The 26,365-nt window shown below is 68.2% G+C and carries 24 protein-coding genes; 11 read left to right on the forward strand and 13 right to left on the reverse strand.

Annotated features, from left to right (window positions below; all coding sequences use genetic code 11):
- Positions 1-57: 57 nt before the first annotated feature.
- Positions 58-672 carry a class I SAM-dependent methyltransferase gene (locus NOCYR_RS09630; protein WP_048834046.1) on the reverse strand — a complete coding sequence of 205 codons (615 nt, stop codon included), beginning with the start codon at positions 670-672 and terminating at the stop codon, positions 58-60.
- A gap of 84 nt (positions 673-756) precedes the next feature.
- Here NOCYR_RS09630 and treZ point away from each other — a divergent pair, with 84 nt between their 5' ends.
- Complete coding sequence (gene treZ / locus NOCYR_RS09635) at positions 757-2,487, forward strand: malto-oligosyltrehalose trehalohydrolase (RefSeq protein WP_014350173.1); 1,731 nt, start codon at positions 757-759, stop codon at positions 2,485-2,487.
- Positions 2,488-2,578: 91 nt separating this feature from the next.
- On the opposite strand, the gene ilvA is transcribed toward treZ, so the two are convergent.
- Both ilvA and NOCYR_RS09645 read right to left on the reverse strand, forming a co-directional pair.
- Positions 2,579-3,931: a threonine ammonia-lyase IlvA gene (ilvA, locus tag NOCYR_RS09640; RefSeq protein ID WP_014350174.1), complete on the reverse strand. Its 1,353-nt coding sequence runs from the start codon at positions 3,929-3,931 to the stop codon at positions 2,579-2,581.
- Positions 3,932-3,985: 54 nt separating this feature from the next.
- On the reverse strand, positions 3,986-4,420 hold the full coding sequence (locus tag NOCYR_RS09645; protein ID WP_048833219.1) for a nitroreductase family deazaflavin-dependent oxidoreductase: 435 nt from the start codon (positions 4,418-4,420) through the stop codon (positions 3,986-3,988).
- Positions 4,421-4,550: 130 nt separating this feature from the next.
- Between NOCYR_RS09645 and NOCYR_RS09650 the strand changes: the two genes are divergently transcribed.
- Positions 4,551-4,784, forward strand: coding sequence for a hypothetical protein (locus tag NOCYR_RS09650; protein ID WP_014350176.1), 234 nt, complete (start codon positions 4,551-4,553; stop codon positions 4,782-4,784).
- A 3-nt stretch (positions 4,785-4,787) separates the two neighbouring features.
- On the opposite strand, the gene NOCYR_RS09655 is transcribed toward NOCYR_RS09650, so the two are convergent.
- Positions 4,788-7,739, reverse strand: a complete 2,952-nt coding sequence (locus tag NOCYR_RS09655) for a helix-turn-helix transcriptional regulator (protein ID WP_014350177.1) — start codon at positions 7,737-7,739, stop codon at positions 4,788-4,790.
- A gap of 125 nt (positions 7,740-7,864) precedes the next feature.
- Positions 7,865-8,494 carry a TetR/AcrR family transcriptional regulator gene (locus NOCYR_RS09660; RefSeq protein WP_014350178.1) on the reverse strand — a complete coding sequence of 210 codons (630 nt, stop codon included), beginning with the start codon at positions 8,492-8,494 and terminating at the stop codon, positions 7,865-7,867.
- 157 nt (positions 8,495-8,651) lie between these two features.
- On the opposite strand from NOCYR_RS09660, the gene abc-f reads away from it, so the two are divergent.
- Positions 8,652-10,259 (forward strand): ribosomal protection-like ABC-F family protein, encoded by a 1,608-nt coding sequence (gene abc-f, locus NOCYR_RS09665; protein WP_014350179.1) that lies wholly within the window; start codon positions 8,652-8,654, stop codon positions 10,257-10,259.
- A gap of 28 nt (positions 10,260-10,287) precedes the next feature.
- Here abc-f and NOCYR_RS09670 read toward each other — a convergent pair whose 3' ends face one another.
- Positions 10,288-10,791 carry a hypothetical protein gene (locus tag NOCYR_RS09670; RefSeq protein WP_148280580.1) on the reverse strand — a complete coding sequence of 168 codons (504 nt, stop codon included), beginning with the start codon at positions 10,789-10,791 and terminating at the stop codon, positions 10,288-10,290.
- A gap of 289 nt (positions 10,792-11,080) precedes the next feature.
- Here NOCYR_RS09670 and NOCYR_RS09675 point away from each other — a divergent pair, with 289 nt between their 5' ends.
- Both NOCYR_RS09675 and NOCYR_RS09680 read left to right on the forward strand, forming a co-directional pair.
- On the forward strand, positions 11,081-11,437 hold the full coding sequence (locus NOCYR_RS09675; RefSeq protein ID WP_014350181.1) for a nuclear transport factor 2 family protein: 357 nt from the start codon (positions 11,081-11,083) through the stop codon (positions 11,435-11,437).
- Between the two features lie 34 nt (positions 11,438-11,471).
- A complete protein-coding gene (locus NOCYR_RS09680; RefSeq protein ID WP_014350182.1) occupies positions 11,472-11,888 on the forward strand; it encodes a hypothetical protein in 417 nt (138 codons plus the stop codon).
- A 526-nt stretch (positions 11,889-12,414) separates the two neighbouring features.
- On the opposite strand, the gene NOCYR_RS28265 is transcribed toward NOCYR_RS09680, so the two are convergent.
- On the reverse strand, positions 12,415-12,735 hold the full coding sequence (locus NOCYR_RS28265) for a hypothetical protein (RefSeq protein ID WP_148280581.1): 321 nt from the start codon (positions 12,733-12,735) through the stop codon (positions 12,415-12,417).
- Positions 12,736-13,015: 280 nt separating this feature from the next.
- On the opposite strand from NOCYR_RS28265, the gene NOCYR_RS09685 reads away from it, so the two are divergent.
- The 3 genes from NOCYR_RS09685 (at position 13,016) to NOCYR_RS27915 (ending at position 16,284) form a co-directional block, all read left to right on the forward strand.
- Positions 13,016-13,897 (forward strand): helix-turn-helix domain-containing protein, encoded by an 882-nt coding sequence (locus tag NOCYR_RS09685; RefSeq protein WP_231856056.1) that lies wholly within the window; start codon positions 13,016-13,018, stop codon positions 13,895-13,897.
- Entirely contained in the window at positions 13,894-14,100 is a 207-nt protein-coding gene (locus tag NOCYR_RS28270) for a DUF397 domain-containing protein (protein WP_081505359.1), read from the forward strand. Before NOCYR_RS09685 ends, NOCYR_RS28270 begins: the two co-directional genes overlap by 4 nt.
- Before the next feature lie 339 nt (positions 14,101-14,439).
- Entirely contained in the window at positions 14,440-16,284 is a 1,845-nt protein-coding gene (locus NOCYR_RS27915) for an HNH endonuclease signature motif containing protein (RefSeq protein WP_081505360.1), read from the forward strand.
- A 396-nt stretch (positions 16,285-16,680) separates the two neighbouring features.
- Here the strand turns inward: NOCYR_RS27915 and NOCYR_RS09700 are convergent, their stop codons facing one another.
- The 3 genes from NOCYR_RS09700 to NOCYR_RS09710 are packed head-to-tail and all read right to left on the reverse strand — an operon-like array spanning position 16,681 to position 18,192.
- Positions 16,681-17,145, reverse strand: a complete 465-nt coding sequence (locus tag NOCYR_RS09700) for a pyridoxamine 5'-phosphate oxidase family protein (protein WP_014350186.1) — start codon at positions 17,143-17,145, stop codon at positions 16,681-16,683.
- Positions 17,142-17,657, reverse strand: coding sequence for a DoxX family membrane protein (locus tag NOCYR_RS09705; RefSeq protein ID WP_193364734.1), 516 nt, complete (start codon positions 17,655-17,657; stop codon positions 17,142-17,144). Before NOCYR_RS09705 ends, NOCYR_RS09700 begins: the two co-directional genes overlap by 4 nt.
- 31 nt (positions 17,658-17,688) lie before the next feature.
- Positions 17,689-18,192, reverse strand: coding sequence for a hypothetical protein (locus NOCYR_RS09710; RefSeq protein WP_148280582.1), 504 nt, complete (start codon positions 18,190-18,192; stop codon positions 17,689-17,691).
- 210 nt (positions 18,193-18,402) lie between these two features.
- On the opposite strand from NOCYR_RS09710, the gene NOCYR_RS30990 reads away from it, so the two are divergent.
- Positions 18,403-18,606, forward strand: a complete 204-nt coding sequence (locus NOCYR_RS30990) for a hypothetical protein (protein ID WP_419538297.1) — start codon at positions 18,403-18,405, stop codon at positions 18,604-18,606.
- A gap of 45 nt (positions 18,607-18,651) precedes the next feature.
- On the opposite strand, the gene NOCYR_RS09720 is transcribed toward NOCYR_RS30990, so the two are convergent.
- Positions 18,652-19,209: a TetR/AcrR family transcriptional regulator gene (locus NOCYR_RS09720; RefSeq protein ID WP_048833225.1), complete on the reverse strand. Its 558-nt coding sequence runs from the start codon at positions 19,207-19,209 to the stop codon at positions 18,652-18,654.
- Between the two features lie 181 nt (positions 19,210-19,390).
- On the opposite strand from NOCYR_RS09720, the gene NOCYR_RS09725 reads away from it, so the two are divergent.
- Together NOCYR_RS09725 and NOCYR_RS09730 are read left to right on the forward strand one after the other, a co-directional pair.
- Positions 19,391-20,338: a cupin domain-containing protein gene (locus NOCYR_RS09725; RefSeq protein WP_014350191.1), complete on the forward strand. Its 948-nt coding sequence runs from the start codon at positions 19,391-19,393 to the stop codon at positions 20,336-20,338.
- A 169-nt stretch (positions 20,339-20,507) separates the two neighbouring features.
- On the forward strand, positions 20,508-21,650 hold the full coding sequence (locus NOCYR_RS09730) for a DUF2235 domain-containing protein (RefSeq protein WP_014350192.1): 1,143 nt from the start codon (positions 20,508-20,510) through the stop codon (positions 21,648-21,650).
- Between the two features lie 6 nt (positions 21,651-21,656).
- Here NOCYR_RS09730 and treY read toward each other — a convergent pair whose 3' ends face one another.
- Both treY and glgX read right to left on the reverse strand, forming a co-directional pair.
- Positions 21,657-24,053 carry a malto-oligosyltrehalose synthase gene (gene treY / locus NOCYR_RS09735; protein ID WP_048834051.1) on the reverse strand — a complete coding sequence of 799 codons (2,397 nt, stop codon included), beginning with the start codon at positions 24,051-24,053 and terminating at the stop codon, positions 21,657-21,659.
- Positions 24,054-24,106: 53 nt separating this feature from the next.
- Complete coding sequence (glgX, locus tag NOCYR_RS09740; RefSeq protein WP_014350194.1) at positions 24,107-26,224, reverse strand: glycogen debranching protein GlgX; 2,118 nt, start codon at positions 26,222-26,224, stop codon at positions 24,107-24,109.
- Positions 26,225-26,365 lie beyond the last annotated feature (141 nt).

The raw sequence follows: 26,365 nt of genomic DNA on the forward strand, positions 1-26,365 counted from the left end.
TTTGGACTGGTCAATACAATATGGGCCCGGCGCCGGAAATCAGCGGAACCCACCGCTCTACGGCGAGACGGCGACTCCGATGGTCTGCGCGACCATGAACTTCGGCCACCCGCCGTAGAAGACCTCGACCTCGCGCATCTGGAACCCGGCGTTCTCGATCAGCCCGCGGATATCACGATTCAGATTGCACCCGCCGGCGACGGCGTTCTGGATCGGATTGAGCCGGTGCTGCCAGGCCTGCACCTTGGCGTCCGGCGCGAGCCCGTGTTCGACGAAATGCAGCGTGCCACCGGGAACGAGTACCCGGCGGACCTCCGCCAGCGCGGCGTCGATATCGGGGATGGTGCACATGGTCCAGGTCGATACCGCCGCGTCGAAACTGTTGTCGGCGAAGGGCAGCGACTGGCCGTCCAACCCGGCGCGCTCGATCGGCACCGTCGCCGCTGCCACCCGTTTCCCAGCCAGTTTCCAGCCGAGATCGGCCGGTTCGACCGCGCTCACCGACTGCACGGCAGGCGGATAGAACGGCACGTTCAGCCCGGATCCGAAGCCGATCTCGACCACCCGGCCGGACAGTCCGCCGCACACCTGCGCGCGCAGCTTGTCGTTGGCCTTGATCCCGCACGCGACCTCGACGAGCCGGGGGACCACCTGATCGTTGTAGATACCCACGGCCTCCACTGTGTCAGCAACCACACCCGCGCACCAGTGTCGCGCCGGACTGCCCGGGCGGCGCCGCCGTGCCATGCTGGCCCGGTGACCTTGTTCGAGGTGTGGGCGCCGACGCCGGATCGGGTGCGCCTGGATGTCGGCGGCGCCGTCCATCCGATGACGCGGGCGGCCGACGGCTGGTGGCGCGCGCAGGTCGAGGCCGCACCCGGCGCCCGCTACGGCTACCTGCTCGACGACGACCCCGTCGTCCTCCCGGACCCGCGCTCACCCCGGCAACCCGACGGCGTGCACGCCCGCTCGGCGCTGCACCGCATCGACCCGAGCGCCTGGACCGATACCCACTGGACCGGCAGGCAGCTCGCGGGCGCGGTGTTCTACGAACTGCACATCGGCACCTTCACCCCGGCCGGGACCTTCGACGCCGCGATCGAACGCCTCGATCATCTGGTGCGGCTGGGTGTGACGGTGGTGCAGGTGATGCCGGTCAACGCCTTCGACGGCCCGCGCAACTGGGGCTACGACGGGGTGCTCTGGTATGCGGTGCACGAGGCGTACGGCGGGCCGGACGGTCTGGTCCGCTTTGTCGATGCCTGTCATGCGCGCGGTCTGGCGGTCGCGCTCGATGTGGTCTACAACCATCTCGGCCCCGTCGGCAACTATCTGCCGCGGTTCGGCCCCTATCTGGCCGAGCAGCGCAACACCTGGGGGCAGCGGCTGAACCTGGACGGTCCCGGATCGGATGAGGTGCGCCGCTACATCATCGGCAATGCGCTGCGCTGGTTCCGTGATTTCCATATCGATGCGCTGCGCCTGGACGCGGTGCACGCGCTCGCCGACACCACCGCCATCCACCTGCTGGCCGAACTGGCCGCCGAAACCGACCGCCTCGCCGCGCATCTGGGCCGCCCGCTGACGTTGATCGCCGAAAGCGACCTCAACGATCCGCGACTGATCACCGCACGCGCGGCCGGCGGGTACGGGCTCGCCGGGCAGTGGAACGACGACCTGCACCATGCCATCCATGCGGCCGTCTCGGGTGAACGGCAGGGCTACTACGTCGATTTCGGTTCCCTGGACTGCCTGGCCCGCACCTGGTCGCACGGGTTCTTCCACGCCGCAACCTATTCCACCTTCCGTGGTCGCAGGCATGGCCGGCCCATCGACCAGGCGACCATCCCACCGTCGGCCCTGTTGGCCTACACCTGCACCCACGACCAGATCGGCAACCGCGCCCTCGGCGATCGGCCCAGCGCCTACCTATCCGACGGGCAGCTCGCGGTCAAGGCGGCGCTGGCGCTGCTCGCGCCAAACACGCCGATGCTGTTCATGGGGGAGGAGTGGGGTGCGCGCACACCGTTCCAGTTCTTCACCTCGCACACCGATCCCGAGGTCGGTGCCGCCACCGCCGCCGGGCGTCGCGAAGAATTCGCCGAGCACGGCTGGTCCACCGACGTCATCCCCGATCCGCAGGACCCTGTCACGTTCGCGCGCTCGAAGCTGAACTGGGCCGAACCCACCGAGCCCACCCATGCCCGTCTGCTCGACTGCTACCGCGAGCTGCTCGCACTACGCCGCGGCCGCCCGGAGTTCACCGACGGCTGGGCGTCCTTGTCCGACATCGACTTCGACGAAGAGGCCCGCTGGATCGTGATCCGCCGAGGTGCCTTGGCGCTGGTGTGCAACCTCTCCAACGCGCCCGTGACGCTGCCGGTGACGGGAACCGTGGTGCTCTGCTGGGCTCCGCCGATTCAGAGCGATGGCGCGACCGAGGTGCCCGGCCATTGCTTCGTGGTCCTCGATACCGAGTCGCGGTGAGGCTCGATGCGGGGGCGCGACAGCGACCGCGAAACCGCCTGTCGTGGCGCCCGCATCGACCCGTGTGGGCGACTGGAAAGATCGCAGCAGCTCAGGTCAGGTACCGGTAAGCCGGCGAGTCCGGTTCGAGCCGCTCGCACTGGATCGGCGAGGCGTCGATCCGCGCCAGCAACGACTCCAATTCCTCCGGCGCGCCCAGTTCGATACCCACCAGCGCGGCCCCGGTCTCGCGGTTGTTGCGCTTGACGTACTCGAACAGTGTGATGTCGTCGTCGGGCCCGAGGACCTCGTCGAGGAAGCGGCGCAGCGCACCCGGTTCCTGCGGGAAGTCCACCAGGAAGTAGTGCTTGAGCCCTTGATGCACCAGGGACCGTTCGATCACCTCGCCGTAGCGGGAGACGTCGTTGTTGCCGCCGGACACCAGGCACACCACGGTCGAGCCGGGTTCGATATCGAGCCCGGCCAGCGCCGTCACCGCGAGCGCACCCGCGGGCTCGGCGATGATGCCTTCGTTCTGGTAGAGGTCGAGCATGGCGGTGCAGATGGCGCCCTCGTCGACCTGCATCATCCGGAACGAGCCTGCCCCCGAGGGAGATTCGGTGGCCACCAGCAGCGGAAGCGAACCGTGCGAGACCACCCGGCCGCCGAACCCGGACACCGCCGCGTACGGCACGTCGCCGATGCGGCGCACCGCGGCGCCGTCGACGAACGGGTCGATCTCCGGCAGCGTCACCGGGCCACCGGCCACCAGCGCCGCCGTCATCGAGGCCGCGCCCGCCGGTTCGACCCCGAGGATCGCGGTGCGCGGGGACCGTTCGCGCAGGTAGGTGCCGATGCCGGCGAGGCAGCCGCCACCGCCCACCGGGACCACCACCAGATCCGGGGTGCGGCCCAGCTGGTCCAGGATTTCCGCGGCGATGGTGCCCTGCCCGGCGGCGGTGCGGGTGTCGTCGAACGGCGGGACCATGGTCGCGCCGGTGCGCGCCACGTCGGCGGCGGCGGCCGCGGCGGCGGCGTCGTAGGTCTCACCGACGGCGATCAGTTCCACGAACTCGCCGCCGTGGATGCGGATGCGGTCGCGTTTCTGCTTGGGCGTGGTGGTCGGCACGTAGATGCGGCCGTTGATGCCCATGGCCTTGCACGCGAACGCCACGCCCTGCGCGTGATTGCCCGCGCTGGCGGTGACCACGCCCGCGGCGCGTTCGAGCTCGCTGAGCTGAACCACCAGGTTGTAGGCGCCGCGCAGCTTGTAGGAGCGCACCACGGTGAGGTCTTCGCGCTTGAGGTACACCTGCGCGCCGGTGAGCTGGGACAACCGCGGGCATAGTTGCAGCGGCGTCGGGTCGATGATGTCGGAAATTCGCTTCGCAGCCGCGTCGATCTCGTCCGCGTTCAACGGCGGACGGGTGGGCAGTTCAGCGAGGACATCGACGGGATCCGACACCCGAATATCGTGCCACCCGCCGCGGGCGAGCGCTGCGGCGGGTGGTAGGCGCGCTCAGTGCGGGGTGAGGACGAAGACCGGGATCTCGCGGGTGGTCTTCTTCTGGTACTCGGCGTAGTCGGGCCAGACCGCGACGGCCCGCTCCCACCACAGCGCCTTCTCCGCGCCGATGACCTCACGCGCGGTGTAGTCCCTGGTGACGGTGCCGTCGCGCAGTTCGACATGCGGATCGGCCTTGATGTTGTGGTACCAGACCGGATGCTTGGGCGCGCCGCCCAGCGAGGCGACGACCGCGTACTCACCGTCGTGCTCGACCCGCATCAACGGCGTCTTGCGCAGTTTGCCGGTCTTGGCGCCGCGGGTGGTGAGCAGCACGACGGGCACGCCGTTGAGCGTGGTGCCCTTCTCGCCGCCGGAGTTCTCGTAGGTTTCGGCCTGCTTGCGGGCCCAGTCGGAGGTGCTCGGTGCGTATTCCCCTGTCAATGGCATATCTGCGAGAACAGCGCGGGGGAGCGCGGTTGTTCCCGCGGCCCGCATTCCCGGCCGCGACCGGCGGATGTGGTCACCGCGACAAAAAGTTCGCTGGCCCGAACTTTGCAGTCCGGTATACCCTGAAGACATGACCGCGTCCTACCCCCACATTCGCGCCGCGAGCCGCACCCTGCCGGCCCGCCCGGCGGCGATCGATATCGCGGGGAGCGCCTGGCCGGTGTACAAGCTGGAGGCGCTGGCCGCCGGTCTGGCCACGTTGCTGGCGCTGGCGCTGATCGTGGGTTCCGCGCAGGTCGCGGTGCTCGCCGCCGCCGCGGTCGGCAGCCTGGTGTGGATCGCCGGAATCCTGCGCACCCGGTAGACCTCAGTCCGGATCCAGCGGCAGATCCGCCAGTTCCCCGCGCGAGACCACCCCGAGCTTCGGATACGCCTTGTACAGGTGATGACCGACCGTGCGCGGGCTCAGCACCAGCTGCGCGGCGATATCCCGATTCGACATCCCCTGCGCCGCCAACCGGACGATCTGCAATTCCTGCGGCGTCAACGCGGCGGCGAGCCCGTGCGCGGGCCGGGTCGCCGCACCGACGCCGAGCGCGGCGAGTTCGGTGCGCGCACGCTGGGCCCACGGCGTGAACCCGAGCCGACCGAAGGTTTCGGCCGCGGCCTCGAGCTGGGTGCGCGCCTCGGTCTTGCGTTTGTCGCGACGCAACCATTCCCCGAAAAGCAGCTGGGTGCGCGCGGTGTCGAACGGGCGGCCGCCGGGAATGAGGGCGGCGCGGAAGTGCTGTTCGGCGCTCTCGTCCGGTGTGGTGAGCGCGCGGGCTCGGTGATCGAGGGCGCCGATCCAGTCGGCGCCGGTGGTCTGCGCCCACGTCGTCAGCCTGGTGCGGGCCTCGTTTGCTGCGGGCATGGCATCGGCCCGCACCGCCGCCTCCACCAGATCCGGCAGCACCCGCAACCCGATCACCTGGTGCCGTGCCGGTTCCACGGTGAGTGCGGTGAGCCGCGACAACGCGCCGTCGACGCGGCCGAGCCCGAGGTCGAGCAGGCCGAGCGCGGCATGGGTCCAGGTCGCACCCGCCGCGTCGGGGCCGCCGAGGTCCTCGGCCAGCGCCTTGCCGACCAGCTCGCCGCACTCGGCTTCCGAACCTTCGAGCGCGCCGAGATAGGCCAGGAAGCCACACAACTGACTGACCCAATGCCCATTGCCGATGTCCTCGGCGATCCGCACCCCCTCCGCCGCTGCGACCCGCGACTCCCGCGGCCGGCCGAGAAACAGTTCGGCCTCCGCGCGGAAGAACAGCAGCGGCGGTAAAAGCGCGATCCGTCCCTGCTCGCGGCATTGCGCCAGCAGAGTCCGGGCCAGCTCACCAACCTGCTCATCCGCGCCGACGACCAGTCCCGCGCCACACATCTGCACCAGATCACGCGGGCTGTCGGCGCCGTTGCGTTGCGCGGCGGCTGCGGCGGTGCGCAGGTCCGTGCGTGCGAGTCTCGGGTGCGGATCGGTTCCCGCGAGTCGCGAGCGAACCGATGATGCAGGGCTGGCCTGCGAGTTAGTGGCGGGTGCCTGGTCACCTCCGTCGGCGGCCGGTGCGGTGATGGGGCGCTCGGAGTCGACCGCCGGTACCTGCTGGAGGTGCCGGGTATCGAGTTGCGACGGGCTATTCACCGGTCTGGCGGAGCTGCTGGTCGTGGTCACCGCCCTCGGCGCGGACTGGCCCGCAGCGGCGTACCGCCCCGCGGGCTCGGGCCGGATATCCAGCGTCGCTGCGAGCAGATACTCGATGATCGGCGCCATCGGATCGTCCGGCGGCAATCGCAGTCCCCGGACCCGCTCGGCGACCTCGGCGAGTTCCCCCGCGCCGACATACCATGCGGCATGCACGGCCTGAGCCAGAATCCGCGCGGCCCGAGACGGATCGCCCGTGCCGTCGGCGGCGCTCAGCAGCAGTTCATGGGCGGTGCGCGGGCGGCCGGCGCCGAATTCGGCGGTGCCGCGCACCGAATCGAGTCGCGCCGCCACCGATGGGTCGCGGCCGAGCGGCGCGGCGCGTTCGGCCAGCAGCCGTGCGCGGTCGAATTGCCCGGCCTCCACGGCGGTTTCGGCAGCGAGCACCAGCCTGCGCACGCGGGCTTCAGCGTCGGTACTCAGGTCCGCTGCCCGCTCGTAGGCCGCGACCGCGCCGTGGTAGCCGCTGCGCACGCGGGCCCGTTCGGCAGTCTCCTCCAACGCTGCCGCTGCCGATTCATCGGTGCCGGTCGCGGCGGCGGCGAGATGCCAGGCGCGCAGGTCGGCATCCTCGGGTGCGGTCGAGACGTCGGCCAGCGCGCGATGGGCTTCCAGGCGCCGGCTCAGTCCCGCGCCCTGATACACCGCCGAGCGCAGCATCGGATGACGGAACGCGAGCGTGCTTCCGTCGCTGTGCACCAGCCCCGCATCCTCGGCCGGCCGCAGATCACTCAGCCGGGCGCCCAGCGTTTCGGCTGCGCGCAGCACCGTCGCCAGATCGGCGGTGTGCGCGGCCGCCGCCACCAGCAGCGCCGTCGACGTGGCGTCCGGTAGCCCACTGATCTGCCCGTGGAAGGCCATGCGTAGCCGGTCGGTGATCGGCAGCGGATTCGCGCCCGCGCCTGGCGCTTCGGCCGCCAGTAATGCGGGCAGTTCCCGCAGCGCCAGCGGGTTTCCGGCCGCTTCGGTGAGCAGCCGGTAGCGCAGCACCGGCGCGAGGTCGGGGGCTGTGCTGTCGATCAGGGCGGCCGCGGCCTCCTGCCGCAAGCCGGTCAACCGCAGTTCCGGGATACCCGGCGCCGGGAAATCGGAAGCGCCTGCGCGCGTGGCGAACAGCATCACCACGCCCTCGGCGTCGAGCCTGCGCGCGGCGAACAGCAGGGCTTCGGCCGTGGCGCGGTCGAGCCAGTGCGCGTCGTCGATCAGGCACAGCAGCGGCCCGTCGGCGGACTCCTCCGCCAGCAGGGTCAGCACCGCCAGCCCGATCAGCATCCGATCACCAGGATCGCGCGGCGCCAGCCCGAACGCCCCGCGCAGTGCGTCACGCTGCTGCTCCGGCAGCCGCTCCACCAACTCCATGCCCGGACGCACCAACATGTGCAGCCCCGCGAACGGCAGCTCAGCCTCGGACTCGATTCCCGCACTGCGCGCCGCCGGAATACCCTGCGCCGCAGCATAATCAAGCAACGCCGTCTTTCCGATCCCGGCGTCCCCGCGCAAAACGAGTGCCCCACTGCGTCCGGCGCGCGCCGCCTCGAGCAGCCGATCGATCTCGGCTTGTTCGGCTTCGCGTCCATGCAGCATGGGGCCAACGGTAGCGCCCTGGCCCGCACGGTTGCCTGGAGTTGCGATGCGCGGTGTCGAGGCTCGTCGCAGAGTTCGTCCATGCCCGCAGGCTCACCTCCATCCGCGCCCGCGACCGCCGGCGATCACCCGTCCCGCGCGACGAACGCCCCGGCCGCCGCCGCCCGCGCCGCGCTCTCGGCCACCCGCTCGGCGAGTCCCGGCTCGGCCGGCGCCCGCAACAACACCAGCCGGTGATACAACGGCGCTGTCGCCGCGATCAACAGCTCCCGCGCATCGGTCCCCGCGGGAACCTCCCCGCGCTGCACCGCCCGCTCGACGACGATCTCCGACTGCCCATACCGCTGCTCCCACAGCTGTTGCAGCGCGCGGGCGGCCTCCTCCGACCGGAACGACACCGCGATCAGCGCGGCGGCGATCGACGGCTGCTCGGTCAGCGACGCCTCGATCTCCTCGTTGAGCGCGGCCAGATCCCCGCGCAGCGACCCGGTGTCGCGTGGCTGCCAGTCGATATCGGCCGCGGCGGCGAACACATCGGCGATCAATCCGCCGACATCGCGCCAGCGCCGGTACACCGTCGCGCGGTGCACGCCCGCGCGCGCGGCGACGCTGTCGATGGTGAGCGCGTCGTAGCCGTGTTCTGTCAGCTCGGCGTGCACCGCGTCCAGGACCTGGGTGCGGATACGGGCTGTGCGCCCGCCCGGCCGGGGCTTGGGAGCGCTGGTGGGCGGGTCGTTGTCCGGTGCGGAGTTCATCGTCGTTCATCCGATGCTTGACGGAACGGGTCGGGGCTGTCATTCTATTACGACAGTTGTCGCACTAACGAGGTATTGCCGATGCTCATTCGAAGTGTTCACCCGTCCCCGCGGTCCGTCACGGCCGCCTCGACCTCGAATGCTTCGGAGCGTGTGCATGCCCACTCAGATCACCGCACTGGCGGTCACCAAGTCCTTCCACGGTCGCGTCGTTCTCGACGAGATCAGCTGCTCGCTCGGCGCGGGTGAGCGCACCGGCATCATCGGCGAAAACGGGTCCGGCAAGTCCACCTTGCTGCGCCTGTTCGCCGGCGTCGAACGGCCCGACCGGGGTGAGATCGTCGTCCAATCCGACGGCGGCGTCGGCTATCTCGCCCAAGACGAGCATCTGCCACCGCAGCTGACGGTCCAGCAGGTCGTCGACCGCGCCATGAGCGAATTGCGCGCGATCGAACGCCGCATGCGCGACCTCGAGACCGCGATGGCCGACGGCGACGACTCGGTGATGACCGAATACGGCGAGCTGATGACTGCCTTCGAGCTGCGCGGCGGCTACGACGCCGACGCCCGCCTCGAACAGGCCCTGCACGGACTCGGACTCGGCCTGGTCCCGCGTTCGCGCACCGTCGGCGGACTCTCCGGCGGCGAACAGGTGCGCTTGCGCCTGGCCGCCCTACTGGCCGCGGCCCCCGAGGTGCTGCTGCTCGACGAGCCCACCAACCATCTCGACGATGGCGCCCTCACCTGGCTCGAGGAGCACCTGCGCACCCGCCGTGGCACCACCGTGGCCGTCTCTCACGACCGGGTCTTCCTCGATCGCGTCGCGACCAGCCTGCTCGAGGTCGACGCGGACCGCCGCCGGGTAGTACGCCACGGCAACGGCTACGCCGGCTTCCTTGCCGAGCAGGCCGCGGCCCGGCAGCGCTGGGCCCAGTCGTATGAGCAGTGGCAATCCGATGTCGCCCGGCAGCGCGAGACGGCCGCGACCACCGCCCGCCAGGTGGCACCCGGACGAGCCATGCGCGACAACAACAAAATGGCCTACGACCGGGCGGGCGGCCGCGTGCAGCAGTCGCTGGCGAGCCGGGTCCGCAATGCCGAGGAGCGGCTGCGCCGCCTGCTCGACGACCCGGTGCCGCCGCCCCCGGAACCGCTGCGCTTCACGCCGACCCTGGCGGGCGGCCGGGTGCGCGGCACAGTGCTCGAGGCCACCGAGGTCACAGTCGAGGGGCGTCTCGACCGGACCGGCCTCACCCTCGCCGCCGGTGACCGCCTGCTGATCACCGGACCCAACGGCGCGGGCAAATCCACGCTGCTGCGGGTACTCGCCGGTGAACTTGCCCCAGACACGGGCACGGTGGTGCGTCGCGGCCGCATCGGCTACCTCGCCCAGCAACCGCCGGCGCCGAAGCCGGGGGAGACCGTGCTCGCGGCATTCGCCCGCGGCCGCGGCGAACCCGATCGCCAGGCCGAACGCTTGCTGTCGCTCGGCTTGTTCCACCGCACCCAGCTCACCGCGCGCGTCGCAGAGCTGTCGACCGGACAACGCCAACGCCTCGCCCTGGCCCGCCTGGTCAGCGAGCCCACCGATGCCCTGCTCCTCGACGAACCCACCAACCACCTCTCACCCGGGTTGGTCGAGGATCTGGAAGCCGCGCTGGCCGACTACCCCGGCGCACTGGTGATTGTCAGCCACGACCGCCGGTTGCGTCAGCGATGGCGCGGAGCACAGCTGGAGATCGGTGCGGTGCCTGCCGCTGTGTGACAACTGCCGCGGGGCGCTACCCGCGCAATCACTGCGGCCGCTTGAACCAGTCCGCCGCGCTGCGCTGCGACAACAGGATCACAATCGCCAGGCACATGCCCAGGCCCAGGAGCCCGGGTGGCAGTCCTTGGGTCAGCCCGCCGAGTCCGAACACGATGCCGAAACTGGCGGCAACGATCGCGGCCACGCGGACGCCGTTGCCGTTCACCCCGAAGCCGAACGCCAGGATCACGAGAAAAACGGCGGGCAGATAGCCACCGATGAGCGCACCGACCAATTCCCAGTTGTCCACCGACACCGCCACCGCCATCAGGGCGGCGCCCATAGCGCCGAACACCCAGGAGATGATCTGCGCCGCCCGTACCGGCGCGGGCATCGTGCGGGGAAATTCCCGCGAGTCCTGCGGTGCCGACCAGGCGTCCGGGGCGCCGTTGGCTCCAGCGGGGTACGGCTCGTATCCCGTATCGGTCGCCATATCGTCGTTCTTGCCGAAATCCACTGGGATCCCTGTCTTTCCGTCCGGCCGGTCCACGCGCCGGTCCCTCGGCGGCGAACACTACAGTGCCGGAGCCGGTGCGATGCACGGGCTCGCCGGTCACCGGCTACCGGTCAGCTGGACGCGATGCCCGCGCCGAGGAGTCGCGCGGTTGTATTCGTGACCCGACGTTCGGGTACGTGAGTGCTCGACCCTCCCTGTAGGTAATGGCGCCGGAAAAGTACTTATAGGCGACTGATTCGGGCACCCCCTGCCCGCCCATAACGTAGTTCTCATCAGCCGATCGAGCGGAGAAACCGCAGATCAGAACGTTATGGAGGACCCGATGAACACTCTCGTCGCGCAGTACCTGGAAGCCTGGAACACCACCGACGAGGCGGCCCGTGCCGCGGCTGTCGAGCGCATCTTCACCCCCGACGCCACCTACGTCGACCCGCTGGTCTCGGTCACTGGCCACGAGCAGCTGGCCGCCGCCATCGCCGGCGTGCAGGCCCAGTTCCCCGGCTGGGTGTTCCGCCCGGCCGGCCCGGTCGACGGCCACCACGATCAGGTGCGCTTCACCTGGGAGCTCGGCCCCGCCGACGGACCCGCCGTCGTCGTCGGATTCGACGTCGCGATCATCGCCGACGGCCGCATCGCCAGCGTCTACGGCTTCCTCGACAAGGTCCCCACCGCCGCCTGACCCGATCTGCCATCCGAACCTCCCAGGAGTCATCATGACCACCACCGCCTCCGGCCACCTGTCCACCCTGCTCGCCCCCGGACCCGCGCTGCTGCGTTTCTCACTGCGCCTCGACGCGGTGGTGACCGCCGCCAACGGCCTGGCCTACCTGGCGCTGTCCGGCCCGATCGAATCCCTGCTCGGCCTCGACACCGCCGTCGGTATCCCGATCGGCATTTTCCTCACTCTCTACGGGATCGGGGTAGCCCTCGTCGGCCTCCCGGCGACCATCAACCCGGCCGCCGTCCGCACCGTCATCGCGGGCAACGCCGCCTGGGTGGTACTCAGCCTGGTCGCCCTCCTCACCCTCGACCTGGACCTGACCGTGGCCGGCGCCATCTGGACCGTCCTGCAAGCCCTCGTCGTCGGCGCCTTCGCAGCCTTGCAATACCTCGGCCTGCGCCGCGTGTGAATGCCGAAAGAAGTGCAACCACAAATGAATAACCCGAATCCGGTCGGCTCGCTCGACCGGATTTCGGCGTGAGCGGGTGTTCACCGCGCAGACCGGTCCCGGCTAGTGAATATCGCATCAGCCGATATCGACAAGGTCTCACCAGATTTCGCCGATGTACTCGACCGGGTTGATTCTGCGGCAGTTGCGGTCTGTTCCGTTCGGCATAGCCGAGAAAGGTTGTGCAGCAGCAACCACGCGGTTCGGTCGATCACGTCGCTGCGGTTGGTCTGATGGCAGTCGACCCGGACCACTATCACGGTCTGCTCGTTGGTCGCGGCGGCATTCGAAGGAAATCCACACCCTGTCGGTTCATCGAATCGAGCATTTTCAGAAGCACGGCCTTGAATGCACACGGCGGACAGTCGGCATGGTAAGTCAACATCGATTCGAGTTCGTCGCGAAAGAATCCCGTTCCGGGTGCGGGGTGGATCGTGGTTCACCGGAATGTCGTCGGCCGGCAACAGGTCTGGTCCGTAGGGGCCGGTCATCGGCGGCTGCCCGGCATCGTCGCAGCCAGGCGAGTTCCCCGTGGGAGGAAACGCTTGGGGTGCACGGTCAGCAGATCGCAGCGGCCCAGGACGGCGTCGGCCCGCGAGCCGAGATGATCGAGCGTCGGGGTGACGATCGCCGACACCCCGAGCTGCTCGGTTTTCACCAACAGCCAAACGAGTGCGTCGTTTCCGACATCGACAACCGTACGCGCTACCGAATAACCATGCCTGGCAGCACAGGCCCGCGTCTCCATTTCATAGCCCTGCTGACGGTTCGCGCAAAACGAGGAATTCAGGTAGACAACGGCTTTCATGGCTGACCTCGCGGTGAGTGGTGGGGCGCACGACGGCGAGGTCCAACGGGGCTGCGGGCGAACCCGATGGACCATCCGGGATGGAGTACTCCGGACTCCGAACCGGATGTGCGGCGAGGCTTTCCCGCCGTCGTGCGCTGCGCTCAGTAGACACGCGACGCGCCGAATTCATCACCCGCGCAGTGGCTTTTCTCGCCGCCGGCTGTCAGACTTCGTATGCGGGCATCTCTAGGTCAAAGCGTTCCAATTCGGAGCATTCCAGTACGGAGAGGTGAGCAGGGTGGGATCGACACTTCCGCGCAGGGCATTGGGGCGGGAACTGCGCAAACTGCGCGAGCGAGCCGGAATCAGCCAGTCGGCGGCGGCTCGCGCCATAGAGCTGTCCCCGCAGAGCATCGGCCGGATCGAGGAGGGGCATGGGACGCGGGTGTCGTCCCTGCAGGTCAACGCGCTGTGCGATCGGTATGCGGCTAGTGATAAGGACCGGCGTGTGTTGTTGGGGCTGCTTCAGGAGTTCCGGACGGCTCAGAAGTCGGGTGGAGCCTGGTGGCGTGGGTACGCCGACCAGTTAGCTGCGGGTTTCGACCACTACCTGGCGCTGGAAGATGCCGCAAGCCGAGTGACGGCATGGAAGACGGTGGTGGTCCCCGGGCTGTTGCAGACCCCAGAGTATCGACGTGCTCTCGCCTGGGCAGAGTCGCCAGAGGTCGATTCTGAAGCCATCGAGCGCCGTGTCGCAGTGACGACTCGTCGACAGTCGCGGCTCGAGGATCCGGGATTCTCGGTGGATGTGCTGTTGTCGGAGGCCGTGATCTACGAGCAGACCGGGGGTCCCGGGGTCGCAGCCGCGCAACTTGAACATTTGGCCCTAATGATGGACCGGCCCAACGTTTCACTCCGATTGGTTCCGTTCAACGCGGCCAGTCACCCTGGTCTCCTCGTGGGTAGCTTCCTACTCTTGGAGTTCCCGGCGCTTTCGGTTTCCAAAGTGGCCGAGCCGCCGGTGGTGTACGTGGAGGGCTACACCGGCGATTTGTACATCGAAGACGAGCCCGAGGTGGACCGTTATCGGCAGGTCCTGACCCGGATTTCCCGTGTAGCGTTGGATCAGCAACGGAGCCGCGACCGGCTCTTGCAAGTGGCAAAGGAGTATCAGCGGTGACCGTCGATCTAACTGGAGCCCGGTGGTTCAAGAGCAGCAGGAGTTCGTCAACCAAGGAGTGTGTTGAGGTTGCACATCTCGACAATGGCGTCGTCGGCGTCCGTGACTCCAAGAACCCTTCCGGCCCGGCTCTCGTGTTCGCCCCGGCCGAGTGGGACTCTTTTCTGACCAGCACCCGTAAAGGCGATTTCGACCGACTGTAGCCCGTGGAGACAATCCCGGAGCCCGTGGAGACAATCCCGGCGCCCCATGGCCTGAGCGGCTGTGGGGCGCCGGATTCTTCTCCCGCAGCGTTGAGTTCGCCTGCTGCCGAAGTGCTTCCCCGCCGAGTACGTCGCGCGCCCGTTCCACGATGTCGACGACATCGCCGATACCGTTGCCAGGGCGCTGGGAGTGCCGGCAAGTGGTCGGTACTCACCCTGCCCGGTCCGCAGCCTGGGTCGGCGACCTCCGCAAGTTCGGTCGGTCGTCCAGTGTGAAGACATCCAGTTCAGATCTCGTTTGCACTAGTGCGCGAGCGTCGGCTGCGATAGCATTCGAACATGCATTCGACTGGGGGGATCGGAGAAGAAGGTGCGGCGGGCCGCTTGCATGCCGCCGTCGCCGACCTGCTGGATGAACCGCTGACCCCGCTCTCGGATGCCGCCGTGATCGCGGCGATGCGGGAGGTGGAGCGTTGCTCGCGGATGCTGACCATGGTCCGCCACCGCCTGCTCGTGGAGGCCTCCGAACGGTCACTGCCTGCCCGGCACGGGTCGAAATCGCTGAAGCGGTTCCTGATGGAGACGCTGAACCTTGCCTCCGCCGACGCCGGTGCCCGTGTGCACCAAGCCCATTCGGTCGCGACGTTCCACGACATGGGCGGCGATCCCGTCGAACCCCGGTTGCCGCACACCGCTCAAGCCCTGACCGCCGGCGACATCTCCGCCGACCACGCCCGCGGCATCGCCACCGTGATGAACCGCGTCCCCTGTGGCGCCACCGCCGACGACCGAGCCGCTGCCGAAGAAATCCTCACCGATTTCGCCCGCACCGGCTCCCCGGACGATATCGGCAAAGTCGGCGACAAGATCCTGGCCTACCTCGACCCCGACGGCCACCTCACCACCGACAACGACCGGGCCCGCATGCGCGGCATCATCATCGGCCGCCAACGCCCCGACGGTATGAGCCCCATCCGCGGCGAGATCGACCCGGTCCTGCGCGCCCTGCTCGACCCACTGCTCGCCAAATACGCCCGCCCCGGCATGTGCAACCCCGACGACCCCGAAAGCCCCAGCCCGGCCCGGCGATCGTCCGGCATGGATGATCCCACCCGGGCGGGACGGCGGTCCGGCAACAGCGGCCCCGCCCGCCCTCCGGTCTCTTCTGACGACTCCAGCACCCGGTCTGGCGCGCAGCCTGTCCCTGCTTCTTCTGCGCTTGCTGACCATGCCGGCGACTCCGGCCGTGGGGCTGCTTGTGCTCACGCGCCTGTCACGGGCGTCGGCGGCGCTGGCGGTTCCGGTCATGACGCTGTTCCTGCCGAGGGCGCTGCGCCTGTTTCCGGCGCAGGCATCGCCCGGGCCTCTGCCTCGTGCCGCGGCCCCCTGGGCGGTGGTGAATCCCGAGGCGCACTCACCGATTCCACGCCCGAGCCGCCCGACACTTGGATCGATCCCATCGCTCTCGCCGAGGCCGCTGAACGTGACCACCGCAGCGCGGCCCAGCGCAACCACGATGCGCTCAAAGCCATCCTCGATTCCGGGATCGTCGCCGAGCATCTCGGCGCCCACCGCGGCCTGCCGGTCTCGACAATTCTGACCATCAGCGTCGACGACATCGAACGCGGCGCCGGGATCGCGACCACCGCCACCGGCGGCAACGTCCCCCTCGAGGATGCACTCACCCTTGCCCAACGATCTCAGCCCTGGCTGGCAGTCTTCGACCACACCGGCCTACCCCTGCATCTCGGCCGATCCAAGCGCCTCGCCTCCGCTGCCCAGCGGCTCGCGCTGATCGCTGCCCTGAAGGGCTGCTCGCGTCCGGGCTGCGACGCTCCGGCGAGCCTGTCCGCGGTGCATCATGTCCTCGACTACCGCAAGAACGGCCACACCGATATCGAGAACCTGACTCTCGCCTGCGATTCCTGCCACGCCCTCATCCACGACGGCGTCGGTGGCTGGAAGACCCGCGTCGAGGGCCCACGTTCGCCGTACGCCGGGCGCACCGCCTGGATCGCTCCACCCCACATCGACCCCGAGCAGAAACCGCGGATCAACCACCGCCACCACGCCGGCGAACTACTTGCCGAGACGCTGTCGCGAATTCACCTTCGCAACGAGCAAGACCGCGAATCCCACCGCGTGCGAAGTGACAACCAGCAGCCGAACTCCACGGCTGCCTGATCGAGGCGAGCGCCGGCTGAGAACCTGACCGTCGAGTGCAGCGGGGTCTTCCTGTGGTTTTCGCCGAATTGCTGTCTCCGCGATCAGGGCATGCGTTGATCGCGATAGATAGTGTTGTGCCGCATGGAGTCTGAACGAGCCGAGGAGATCACCGGGCTGCCTCGTAAACGGATGGGTGCGGGGCGAAGCTGAGCGTGGTGTGACGAGCCCGAAGCCGCGAACCTGCTGCCACCAGTGCTGGCTCGGCGCGTCGCGGCCGCGCGCCGAGCCAGAAGTGAGACCGCACTGAACTATCTGAAGGACGGTGTCGGGATGGTGTAGCTCCGAGCCACCGCCATCACCCGCGCTTGCTGGCCTCGAACCTCCTGCGGTTCGGCGCAGTTTCAATAGTCGTTCTTATTCAGCCGCCGCTTCGGTGTAGACCGTGCGCCACTGCTCCGAGAGCTGCTGCTCGGTGGCGTTGCCGAATTCGTAGGCGGGGGAATTGATCGGCGATATCTCCTCGACCCGGACGATGACGGCGCGATGTGCGGGGTATCCGGGTCCGTTGCGGTCCAGCAGCCAGGTCTGCAGCCACGAGTACTCCGGGGTGCCTGGATCGCGGAATTCCGCCAGGCCGGTGAATCGGTAGCCGCGGCGGGCGATGAAGTCCACCACGGCGATGTCGATTCCCGGGTTCTGCGCCAGGTTCGCCACGGTGCCCGGTGAGGCGATGTCCATGAACACCAGGTGCTGGTCGTCGTAGACCCGCACCGATCCCTTCGGTGAGACGCTGGGCGAATTGTCCGGCCGCACGGTGGCGACGAAGGCCAGCTTGGCGCGGTCGACAATGCGCCGCATGTCCTCATCTATGTAGGTCATTTCCCGGCTCCTGCGCGTGTGGACGGGCGGCGGCGAAGACTGTCGATGCTGAGCACGTGGGCGCGTTCGGGAGACAGCGCCAGCAGTGCCGCGGCGGCGGCGGCGCTGAACACCGAGGCGTTCAACGGCGATTCGAAGCCCGAGAAGAAGAACATCGATCCGCCGAACGCGAGCAGCGTGGCCAGGGAAGCGACGGCCGTCCACCGCAGCGCGATGCCGAGCAGCAGGGCCACACCCAACACCACCTCGGCGGCTGTGGAGGCCCACGCGGTGATATCGACCAGTACATCGGGCATATAGGGCGCCAGATCGTCGACGTAGGCGGTAAAGGAATCGAATTCTCCCCAGGCGACGTTTCCGGTACCGGGTTCGCCCCACAGGCCGAATCGGTCGGCAACCGCGGACAGCAAGCCCGCGCCGAGCGCGAGTCTCGCGAAAATCGTTGCTGCCGACCAGTATTTCAATCGCACAGCTGCGTCCGATGGAGTATCGGTGGTGTACGTGTAGGTCATCTGGGTTCCTCGCTGCTCGATGTTCGATGCGTCAGGCCGCCGCGACGCGACCCGTTGTGGCGCGGGCGCACATCACCACGGTGACCGCGACCGCCAGTGCGATCGGTATGAAGGCTGCAATCACCTCGGTGGGGCGAGCGGCCATGAGGTAGGCGCCGGCCAGAGTGAAGGCCGGTGTGCCCCACTGCGACGCGGCGATAGTCACCGCGGCAGCCACGCCGATGGTGACCGAGGTCGTCTGCCGTCGACCCAGTACCCGTAGCGCATTCAGGGACGTGAGGAAGATGAGTGTGCTGGAGACCATTCCGGCAGCTGCCCAGGCGCCGACGTGCGATCCCGAATTCAGTAGCCGGCCACCGGTTCCCGCGACGAACAAGGTGACCGGCAGAATCGCGCCGATCGAGATCAGAACTCGTCTCGGCGCCTGAGTCGTCGACGCCCGCCGCAGCCGGCTCAGCTCACCGCACTGCACACCGAGCAATACCGCGAGTAGCAGGGCCGCCGTCACGTGCGTGGCGAGAAGCGTTGTGCTCATGAAGTTTTCAGACCTCCCTGTGCAGGACGGTGAGAGCTACCTGACCTATCCGGAAGCGGAATCATATTCCGATACGGTACAGGATGGGCTATCGCGGTTGTCAAGACATTGCGGGACGACCGTGCGCGCGGATGACGGCCTGGGCTGGTCCGGAGTGTCGACCAGTATCAGCGAGTCGCCCAGCGGCACGGTGCGGGCCCGCGGGTGGCGGTGAATCGACTCGCCGACCACCTGCGTGCCGAGCAGGAACTCGGCCGCCTTCGCGACGAAGTCGATCCGCGAGTTGCGGCCATGGTGCTCGTCGGCGTGGCACAGAACGTCGCGATAACCGAGTTGGCGACCGGTTCTTCGTCGCAACCGGATGGCGACCTCGACGACATCGGCCGGCACCTTGCGACATTCCTCGCGGTGTGAGCGGGTGCTCGCGGCCGGGTCGCGTGTGTCACCGAACGCGGAGGATCAGGGCTTCAAGCCGTCCAGGATGATGTCGATGAACCGCTGCCAATCTCCGAGATCGGCCCGTACCACGGCCGCGAGCGAGCCGATGATCATGTAGAGGTCGTCGGAGGTGACATCCGGTCGCAGCGATCCGTCGGTCTTGCCCTGCTCGAGAATCGCAGTGGCGAACTCGAAGAGGTCGGCCTTGACGGGGCCTTGGGGTGCGATATTGCCGAGTGTCGACTCGATCATCCTCGACAGGGTGCGCCCTTGTTCGTGCACCTGTCCGACATGCGTCAGCAGCCATCGGACCGACTCGATGCCGGTGGCGAACTCCGGGCACTTCGTACGAGCGGAGTCGAGAATCTGGATGAAGCGCTGTTCGGCGATGGCTTCCATGAGCGCTTGCCGAGTAGGGAAGTGGCGATAGATCGTTCCGACGCCCACGCCCGCGGCGCCGGCGACTTCCGACATCTGGACCTCGTCCCCGCGTTCGGCGAAGAGCGTGGTCGCGGCTTCGAGAACGCGAGCGCGATTACGTCCGGCATCGGCGCGCAAGCGGCGTGGTGGGTTCGGCATGAGATGACGGGCCTTCGGTCGACGGAAGTGGATTCCGATTCGGCAGCGTACTCCATGGTCACGGCCGGGCTACCTGATCGACAACCGGAAATGGGCTACCTGGGGATTGACAGCGGCATCTCGCTCTGGGAAGGTCGCAATCGGAATCGGAATCCGACTCCGGTTCTGGAAAGGATTCGCGATGTCCAAGGATCGCTTCTATCTGCTCGAGGCCGGTGCCTCGCGACCCACCCGCGTCCCGCTGTCCCCGTGGACGACGGTCAAGGCGGGAACCGACGACACCGAGGGCCGGTTCACCCTGATGGAGAACCGCAGCAACGGCGACATTCCCGCCCATGTGCACGACAACTTCGACGAGTTCGTCTATGTCATCGACGGCGAGCTCGGACTGGACTACCGCGGTAGCACCCATCGCTTCACCAGCGGAATGTGCTTCCTGGTTCCGCGCGGCATCACCCATGCCATGCGCAACCTCGGCGGCGAAGACAGCCCGGTGCACGCATTGCAGCTATCGGCGCCGTCCGGTTGGGAGCGCTACCTCGAGGCGGTAGCCGAAGCGCGGCAGAGTGGCGACTGGGCGGCCGATCGTGACTGGGTCAAGGCCAACGAGATCGGCAAGCCCTTCGGCATGCGCTACCACCTGGGTCACGACGACCCGAAGGAGTGGGGCGACCCCGATCGCTTCTACCTGCTCGGCAAGGGCGACGCCAGGCCCGGCCGGATCCCGATCCCCCCGGCATTCAGTGTGAAGGCCAGATCCGAGGACACCGACGGCCTGTTCTCGGCACTGGAAGTCACTGTCGCCCAGCCGATCCCGCGGCACGCCCACCACGTCGCCGACGAGTGCATCTATGTGCTGGACGGTGTACTGGAGGTCGAATTCGACGACCGCGTCCAGATGGCGGGCCCGGGCCAGGTGGTGCTGCTGCCGCACGGCGTGCCGCACGCGCTGCGCCCTGGCTCGAATCCACCCCCGCGCGTCATCCAGATCTCCTCGCCCGGCGGCTGGGAATGCGTGGTCGAGGCGATCATCGAACACCGCTCCGAGGTCAGCGCCGGAGGCCGGTTCGATCCGGCCGCACTCAATCGCTACACCCGCCGCTACCACGTCGTCTACGAAGAGGACTGAGCAACCGGCGCGCGAAATGATCGCGCGCCGCAACGGGTCTGGCGTGGCGAACCCGCGGGTGGTTACGGTGGGGCGAGTAATCGCTCATTAACGGTCCCGGGGGCGGGAACGAATATTCGGGTAGTCGAGTACGCGGTTGCCGGAGCGGGCGCGGCGGGAGGATCGGGGTATGAAACGACTGGTGGTGTGCTGCGACGGCACCTGGAAGGCCGAGTCGAGCACGACAGTATCCAATATCATCAAGATCGCGCAGACCATTCGGATCGAAGCGCCCGACGAGCAGGGCCGGCCGATCCACCAGTGGGTCACCTATGTACCGGGGCCGGGCACCCAGGGGTTCCTGGCCGACCGGTTGATGGGCGGGGCGTTCGGGCTGGGACTGGAGGCGAATCTGTCGGCTGCCTACTGGCATCTGGCATTGAACTGGGAGCCTGGCGACCAGATCTTCATCTTCGGTTTCAGCCGCGGCGCCTTCACCGCGCGCAGCCTCGCGGGCCTGATCGGGCGGATCGGCATCATGACGCCGGAAGCGATGATCGACGGTAAATACCCGGAGGCGTTGAAGATCCACAAGCAGCCGGTGCCGCCCGACGGTGTCACGCCGCCGGAGTGGGAGAAGTTCCGCGAGCAGAACTGCCACCCCGGCCTGGCCAAGATCGATTTCCTCGGCGTCTTCGACACCGTCGGCGCGCTGGGCGTGCCCGGGCTGACGTCGCTGCGGCACAAGTTCCACGACGTGCGCCTGGGCCCCAACGTGCACTGCGCGCGCCAGGCCCTGGCCATCGATGAGCGCCGCCGCAATTTCGAGCCCTGCCTGTGGGAGGTTCCGGTGGAGCCGAACGTGAAGTACCGCAGGGGTTTCCAGCGGGTGAAGCAGGTGTGGTTCGAGGGCGTGCACAGCGATATCGGCGGAGGGTATGCCGAATGCGGGCTGTCGGACATCACCTTGCGGTGGATGGTGGCCGAGGCCGAATCGGTGGGGCTGGTGTTCGACCGGGACCGTCTCGACGCCCTATCGGAACGCTGCACGGCCGGCGCCGATCACATGCGCAGGCACGATTCGCTGGGCATCGGCTACCGCATCCTGAATCTGATGCGGGCGCTGCGTAATCCGCGCAGCCCGCGGTTTCACTGGGATTCCTGGCGCAAGCTGGGCGTCGCCGATGACATCGGCATCCGGTTGGCGTCCTGCACTCAGAACGACGAGTACCGCCCGGCCAATCTGCGGCGCTGGCGTGAGGAGCTGGGCGGCATGTTCCCCGAGGAGCTCATCGAGAAGACCGTCCCGGTGACCGCGAAGCTGGGTGTGTGAGCGCGTTCAGCGCACCAGCAGCGCCACAGGGAGCCGGGCGAATAGCTTCTCCAACCGCGCTCGGCCCTGGAAGGTGTGGCCGGTGAGCCGGTCGGTCCAGGTGCCGGGCGGCAGGTCCAGCACCGTATCGGCCCAGCCGGTCTCGGCCAGCGAGACGCTGTGCCGGGTCGCGGCCACGATCACCTCCGGTGAATCACCGGCCCGTCCACGCGCATAGGACACCAGCTTGCTCGCCTGCTCTCCGGTCGCGAACAGCGGCAGGTAGGTGCCGCCGACGAAGCAGTCCGGCCGCTCCCGGCGCAACCACAGTGCGTAGGCGACGATCCACATCTTCGCCGCGCCGGTGGTGTCCAATCCTGGTGTGCCCGTGAGCGATTGCAGTAGGCCGGCGCGGGTCGCGAAGTCCACCGGACGCCGATTGTCCGGATCGACCAGCGAGTCCTCCCACAACTCGCAGCCCTGGTAGATATCGGGAATGCCGGGCCCGCACAGTTGCAGCAGCTTCTGCGACAGTGCGTCCGACCAGGCATGCGGGGCCAGCTCGTGCACCAGATCGCCCAGGCCCGAGCCGACCGGCCCGTCGATGACGGCGTCGATCCAGGTGTGCACGGCGGCCTCGAATTCGGGATCGGGCTCCTCCCAGGAGGTGTGCTCACCGGCCTCGCGGATCGCCTTCTCGGCGAACCGGTGCAGCCGGTCGCGCAGCCCGGGCACCGAGGCGGCCGGGCGGCCGTCGGCGGGCCACACCCCGAACATGTTCTGCAACAGGAACAGCGTCGTCGCGCCGTCGGGACCGGGGGTGAGCTCCTGCCAGGTCGCCACCGAGCGCGCCCACCGCGTCGCCACCTGCGACAGCACCCCGATCCGGGCGCGCACGTCCTCACCGCGTTTGGTGTCGTGGGTGGACAGCGTGGTCATGGTGGCCGGCCAGCGCTGCGCGCGTTCACTGTTGGCGAGGTGGAATTCGTTGAGCGAATGCCCGAACCGGGCCGGGTTGCCGCCCACCTCCTGCAAGGAGACCAGCCGCGCCGCCCGGTAGAACATGGTGTCCTCGACGGCCTTGGCGGTGATCGCACCACCCACCTGGCTGAACCGCACCGCCGCCTCACCACCGGCGGCCAGCGCCGCCACCAGCACCGACAGCGGTTCGGTGAGTTCGCTGTTGCGTCGCTCCACATCCGCGACGACGGCGCCCGTCATCCCGGCCAGCGGGGCGTAATCCACCCGGTAGACCGGCAGGAACGCCAGCACCTCGATGGTGGCGTTGGTCAGCGCCATATCGCTGATCCCGGAGGCGTCGAAGCCGTTCACGCCCGCGTCGCGTTTGACCGCCGCCACCAGCCGCCGGATCTCCGGCGCCAGAATGCTCTCGGCCACCGCGCGTTTGATGCGGTGCTGCTTCTCACCGATCCAGGCGCGGTCGCTGCCGTGGCCAGCGAAATGCTGGGAGAGTTCGGTCAGCGTCTGCTCACCGTCGGGGTCGATCAGCACACCGCCGATATCGGCGAGGGCGTCGTAGCCGGTGGTGCCGTCGATGGGCAGCGTGGCGTCGAGTGGCTCGCGGTTGGCCAGGATCTTCTCCGCCAGCAGCAGCCGATGTGGCCCGATGAGGCTGCGCAGCCGCGACAGGTAGGCCGCCGGGTAGGACAGGCCATCGGGATGATCGACCCGCACCCCGTCGATCAGATCGTGCTCGCACCAGGCCGCGAGCTCGCGGTGGGTGGCTTCGAAGACCTCCGGATCCTCCTGCCGCAGCGCCGCCAGCCCGCTGACCGCGAAGAACCGGCGATAGCTGCACAGCCCCGCCTTCCAGCTGACCAGGCGATAGTGCTGTTTGTCGTGGATGCGCAGGGCGTTGTCGCCGTCGGTGTCCGGCGCGATCGGGAACCGCAGATCGTGCAACGCCAGCATCGGTTCCGGGCCGGACCGGTCCACCGTCAACGCCGCCGGATCGTTCTCGCTCTGCAACACCGGCAACGCCAGCCGCCCGCCCGCACCGTTGACCGGGCTCCAGTCGATATCGAAGTAGTGCGCGAACTGCGATTCGGGCCCGTGCCGCAGCACATCCCACCACCACGGATTCTGCCGCGGATCGCCCACGCCCACATGATTGGGCACCAGGTCGATGATCAAGCCCATGCCGCGGCTGCGCACCTCGTCCGAGAGCGCCTTGAGCCCGATCGGGCCGCCCAGCGCCGCCGACACCGTGGTGGGATCGGTGACGTCGTAGCCGTGTGTGGAACCGTGCGCGGCGGTCATCACCGGAGACAGGTACAGATGCGAGATGCCCAGCTGCTGCAGGTACTCGGCGATCGCGGCGGCGTCGGCGAAGGTGAGCAGATCCGGGCGCAGTTGCAGCCGGTAGGTGCTGCGCACCGGCGTCGACCGGGCGGGGCGGCGCATGGACTGTGGATCGGTGAGATGCGTGGCGGTCAGGTTCTCGGTCATGTTCTCGGTCAGGCGGTGCGGCGGAGGACGAGCAGACAACGGGCGGAGACGGTGACGGTGCCGGCCGCGGCGTAGGTGGCCTCGGCGCGTCCGTCGGGTGCTGAACAATCCAGGGCGACCGACCACTCGGCGCCGAAATCGGGGGAGGGCAGGGTGAAATCCAGGCTGCTGTCGTGGGCGTTGAAGCACAGCAGGAAGGAATCGTCGGTGATGCGCTCACCGCGCGGGCCCGGTTCCGGGATACCGTCGCCGTCCAGGAACACCGCCAGCGATCGGCCGAAACCGCTGTCCCAGTCGGCGACCGTCATCTCGGCGCCGTCGGGCGTGAGCCAGGCGATATCGCGGGGACGGCCGCCCTCGCGGACCGGGCCGCCGGCCAGGAACCTGCGGCGCCGGAACACCGGATGCGCGGTGCGCAACGCGATCGCGGCGCGGGTGAACGCGAGCAGGTCGGCGTTCTTGTGCGCCAGCGACCAATCCATCCAGGACAGTTCCGAATCCTGGCAATAGACATTGTTGTTGCCCAGCTGGGTACGGCCCATCTCGTCGCCGTGGGCGAGCATCGGGGTGCCCTGGCTGAGGATCAGCGTGGCCAGCAGGTTGCGGGACTGCCTGGCCCGCAGGGCGAGGACTTCCGGATCGTCGGTCGGGCCTTCCACCCCGCAGTTCCAGGACCGGTTATGGCTTTCGCCGTCGCGGTTGCCTTCGCCGTTGGCCTCGTTGTGTTTGTCGTTGTAGGACACCAGGTCCCGCAGGGTGAACCCGTCGTGGGCGGTGACGAAGTTGATCGAGGCGCTGGGCCTGCGCCCGGTGGCCTCGTACAGATCCGAGGAGCCGGTGAACCGGGACGCGAATTCGCCGAGCGTGGCATGCTCACCGCGCCAGTAGTCGCGTACCGTGTCGCGGTATTTGCCGTTCCATTCGGTCCACAGGCTGGGGAAATTGCCCACCTGATAGCCGCCCTCACCCACATCCCACGGCTCGGCGATGAGTTTGACCTGGCTGACCACCGGGTCCTGCTGCACCAGATCGAAGAACGTGGACAGCCGGTCCACATCGTGCAGTTCGCGGGCCAGGGTGGCGGCCAGATCGAAGCGGAATCCGTCGACGTGCATCTCCAGCACCCAGTACCGCAGCGAATCCATGATCAGCTGCAAGGTGTGCGGATGACGCACATTGAGACTGTTGCCGGTGCCGGTGTAGTCCATATAGTGCGCAGGATCGTCGTCCATCAGGCGGTAGTAGGCGGCGTTGTCGATGCCGCGGAAGCCGATGGTGGGCCCCAGGTGATTGCCCTCGGCGGTGTGGTTGTAGACCACGTCGAGGATCACTTCGATGCCCTCGGCGTGCAATGCCCGCACCATCGCCTTGAATTCGGTCACCGCCGCGCCGGCTCGGGTGCCCGCCGCGTACTCGTGATGCGGGGCGAGATAGCCGAAGCTGTTGTAACCCCAGTAGTTGCGCATGCCCTGGTCGAGCAGGATGCGGTCGTGCAGGAACTGGTGCACCGGCATCAGTTCGATCGCGGTGACGCCGAGCCCGCGCAGATGGTTGATGATCGCCGGATGCGCCAGGCCCGCGTAGGTGCCGCGTAGTTCCTCCGGCACGTCGGGATGGGTGATCGTCATGCCCTTGACGTGGGCCTCGTAGATCACCGTCTCGTGATAGGGCCGCTTCGGCGGGCGGTCGGCGCCCCAATCGAAGAACGGATTGATGACCACACCGGTCATGGTGTGGCCGAGGGAATCCTGACCGTAGGTGTAGAGCGAGGGATGGTCGGCGAAACTGCCGTCGAAGGCCTTGCCGTAGGGATCGAGCAGCAACTTGCTCGGATCGCAGCGCAAACCTCGTTCCGGGTCGTACGGTCCGTGTACCCGGAACCCGTACCGTTGTCCGGGGCCGACGCCCGGCAGGTACGCGTGCCAGACATGCCCGTCGACCTCGTCCAACGCGATCCGGGTCTCGCCGCCGTGCTTGTCGACCAGGCACAATTCGACCGCGTCGGCGACCTCGGTGAACAGCGAGAAATTGGTTCCGGCCCCGTCGTAGGTGGCGCCCAGCGGATACGCGCTACCCGGCCAGACACCGAGCGGTGCCGCGGCGGACGCGGGATCGGGCGAAACCATGGCAACGACACTAACCGGCGCACGTGCGTCGCTGCTGCGGCCCTGGCCATTGGACTGACCGGTGCGTGCGGTAGCGGGGGCGCGACGGCGGTGCCGGGAGTGTTCGAGGCGTCCGCTGAGTGAGCCGCCGTGGCGTCGGCC

This window comes from Nocardia cyriacigeorgica GUH-2, assembly GCF_000284035.1.
Classification (GTDB): domain Bacteria; phylum Actinomycetota; class Actinomycetes; order Mycobacteriales; family Mycobacteriaceae; genus Nocardia; species Nocardia cyriacigeorgica_B.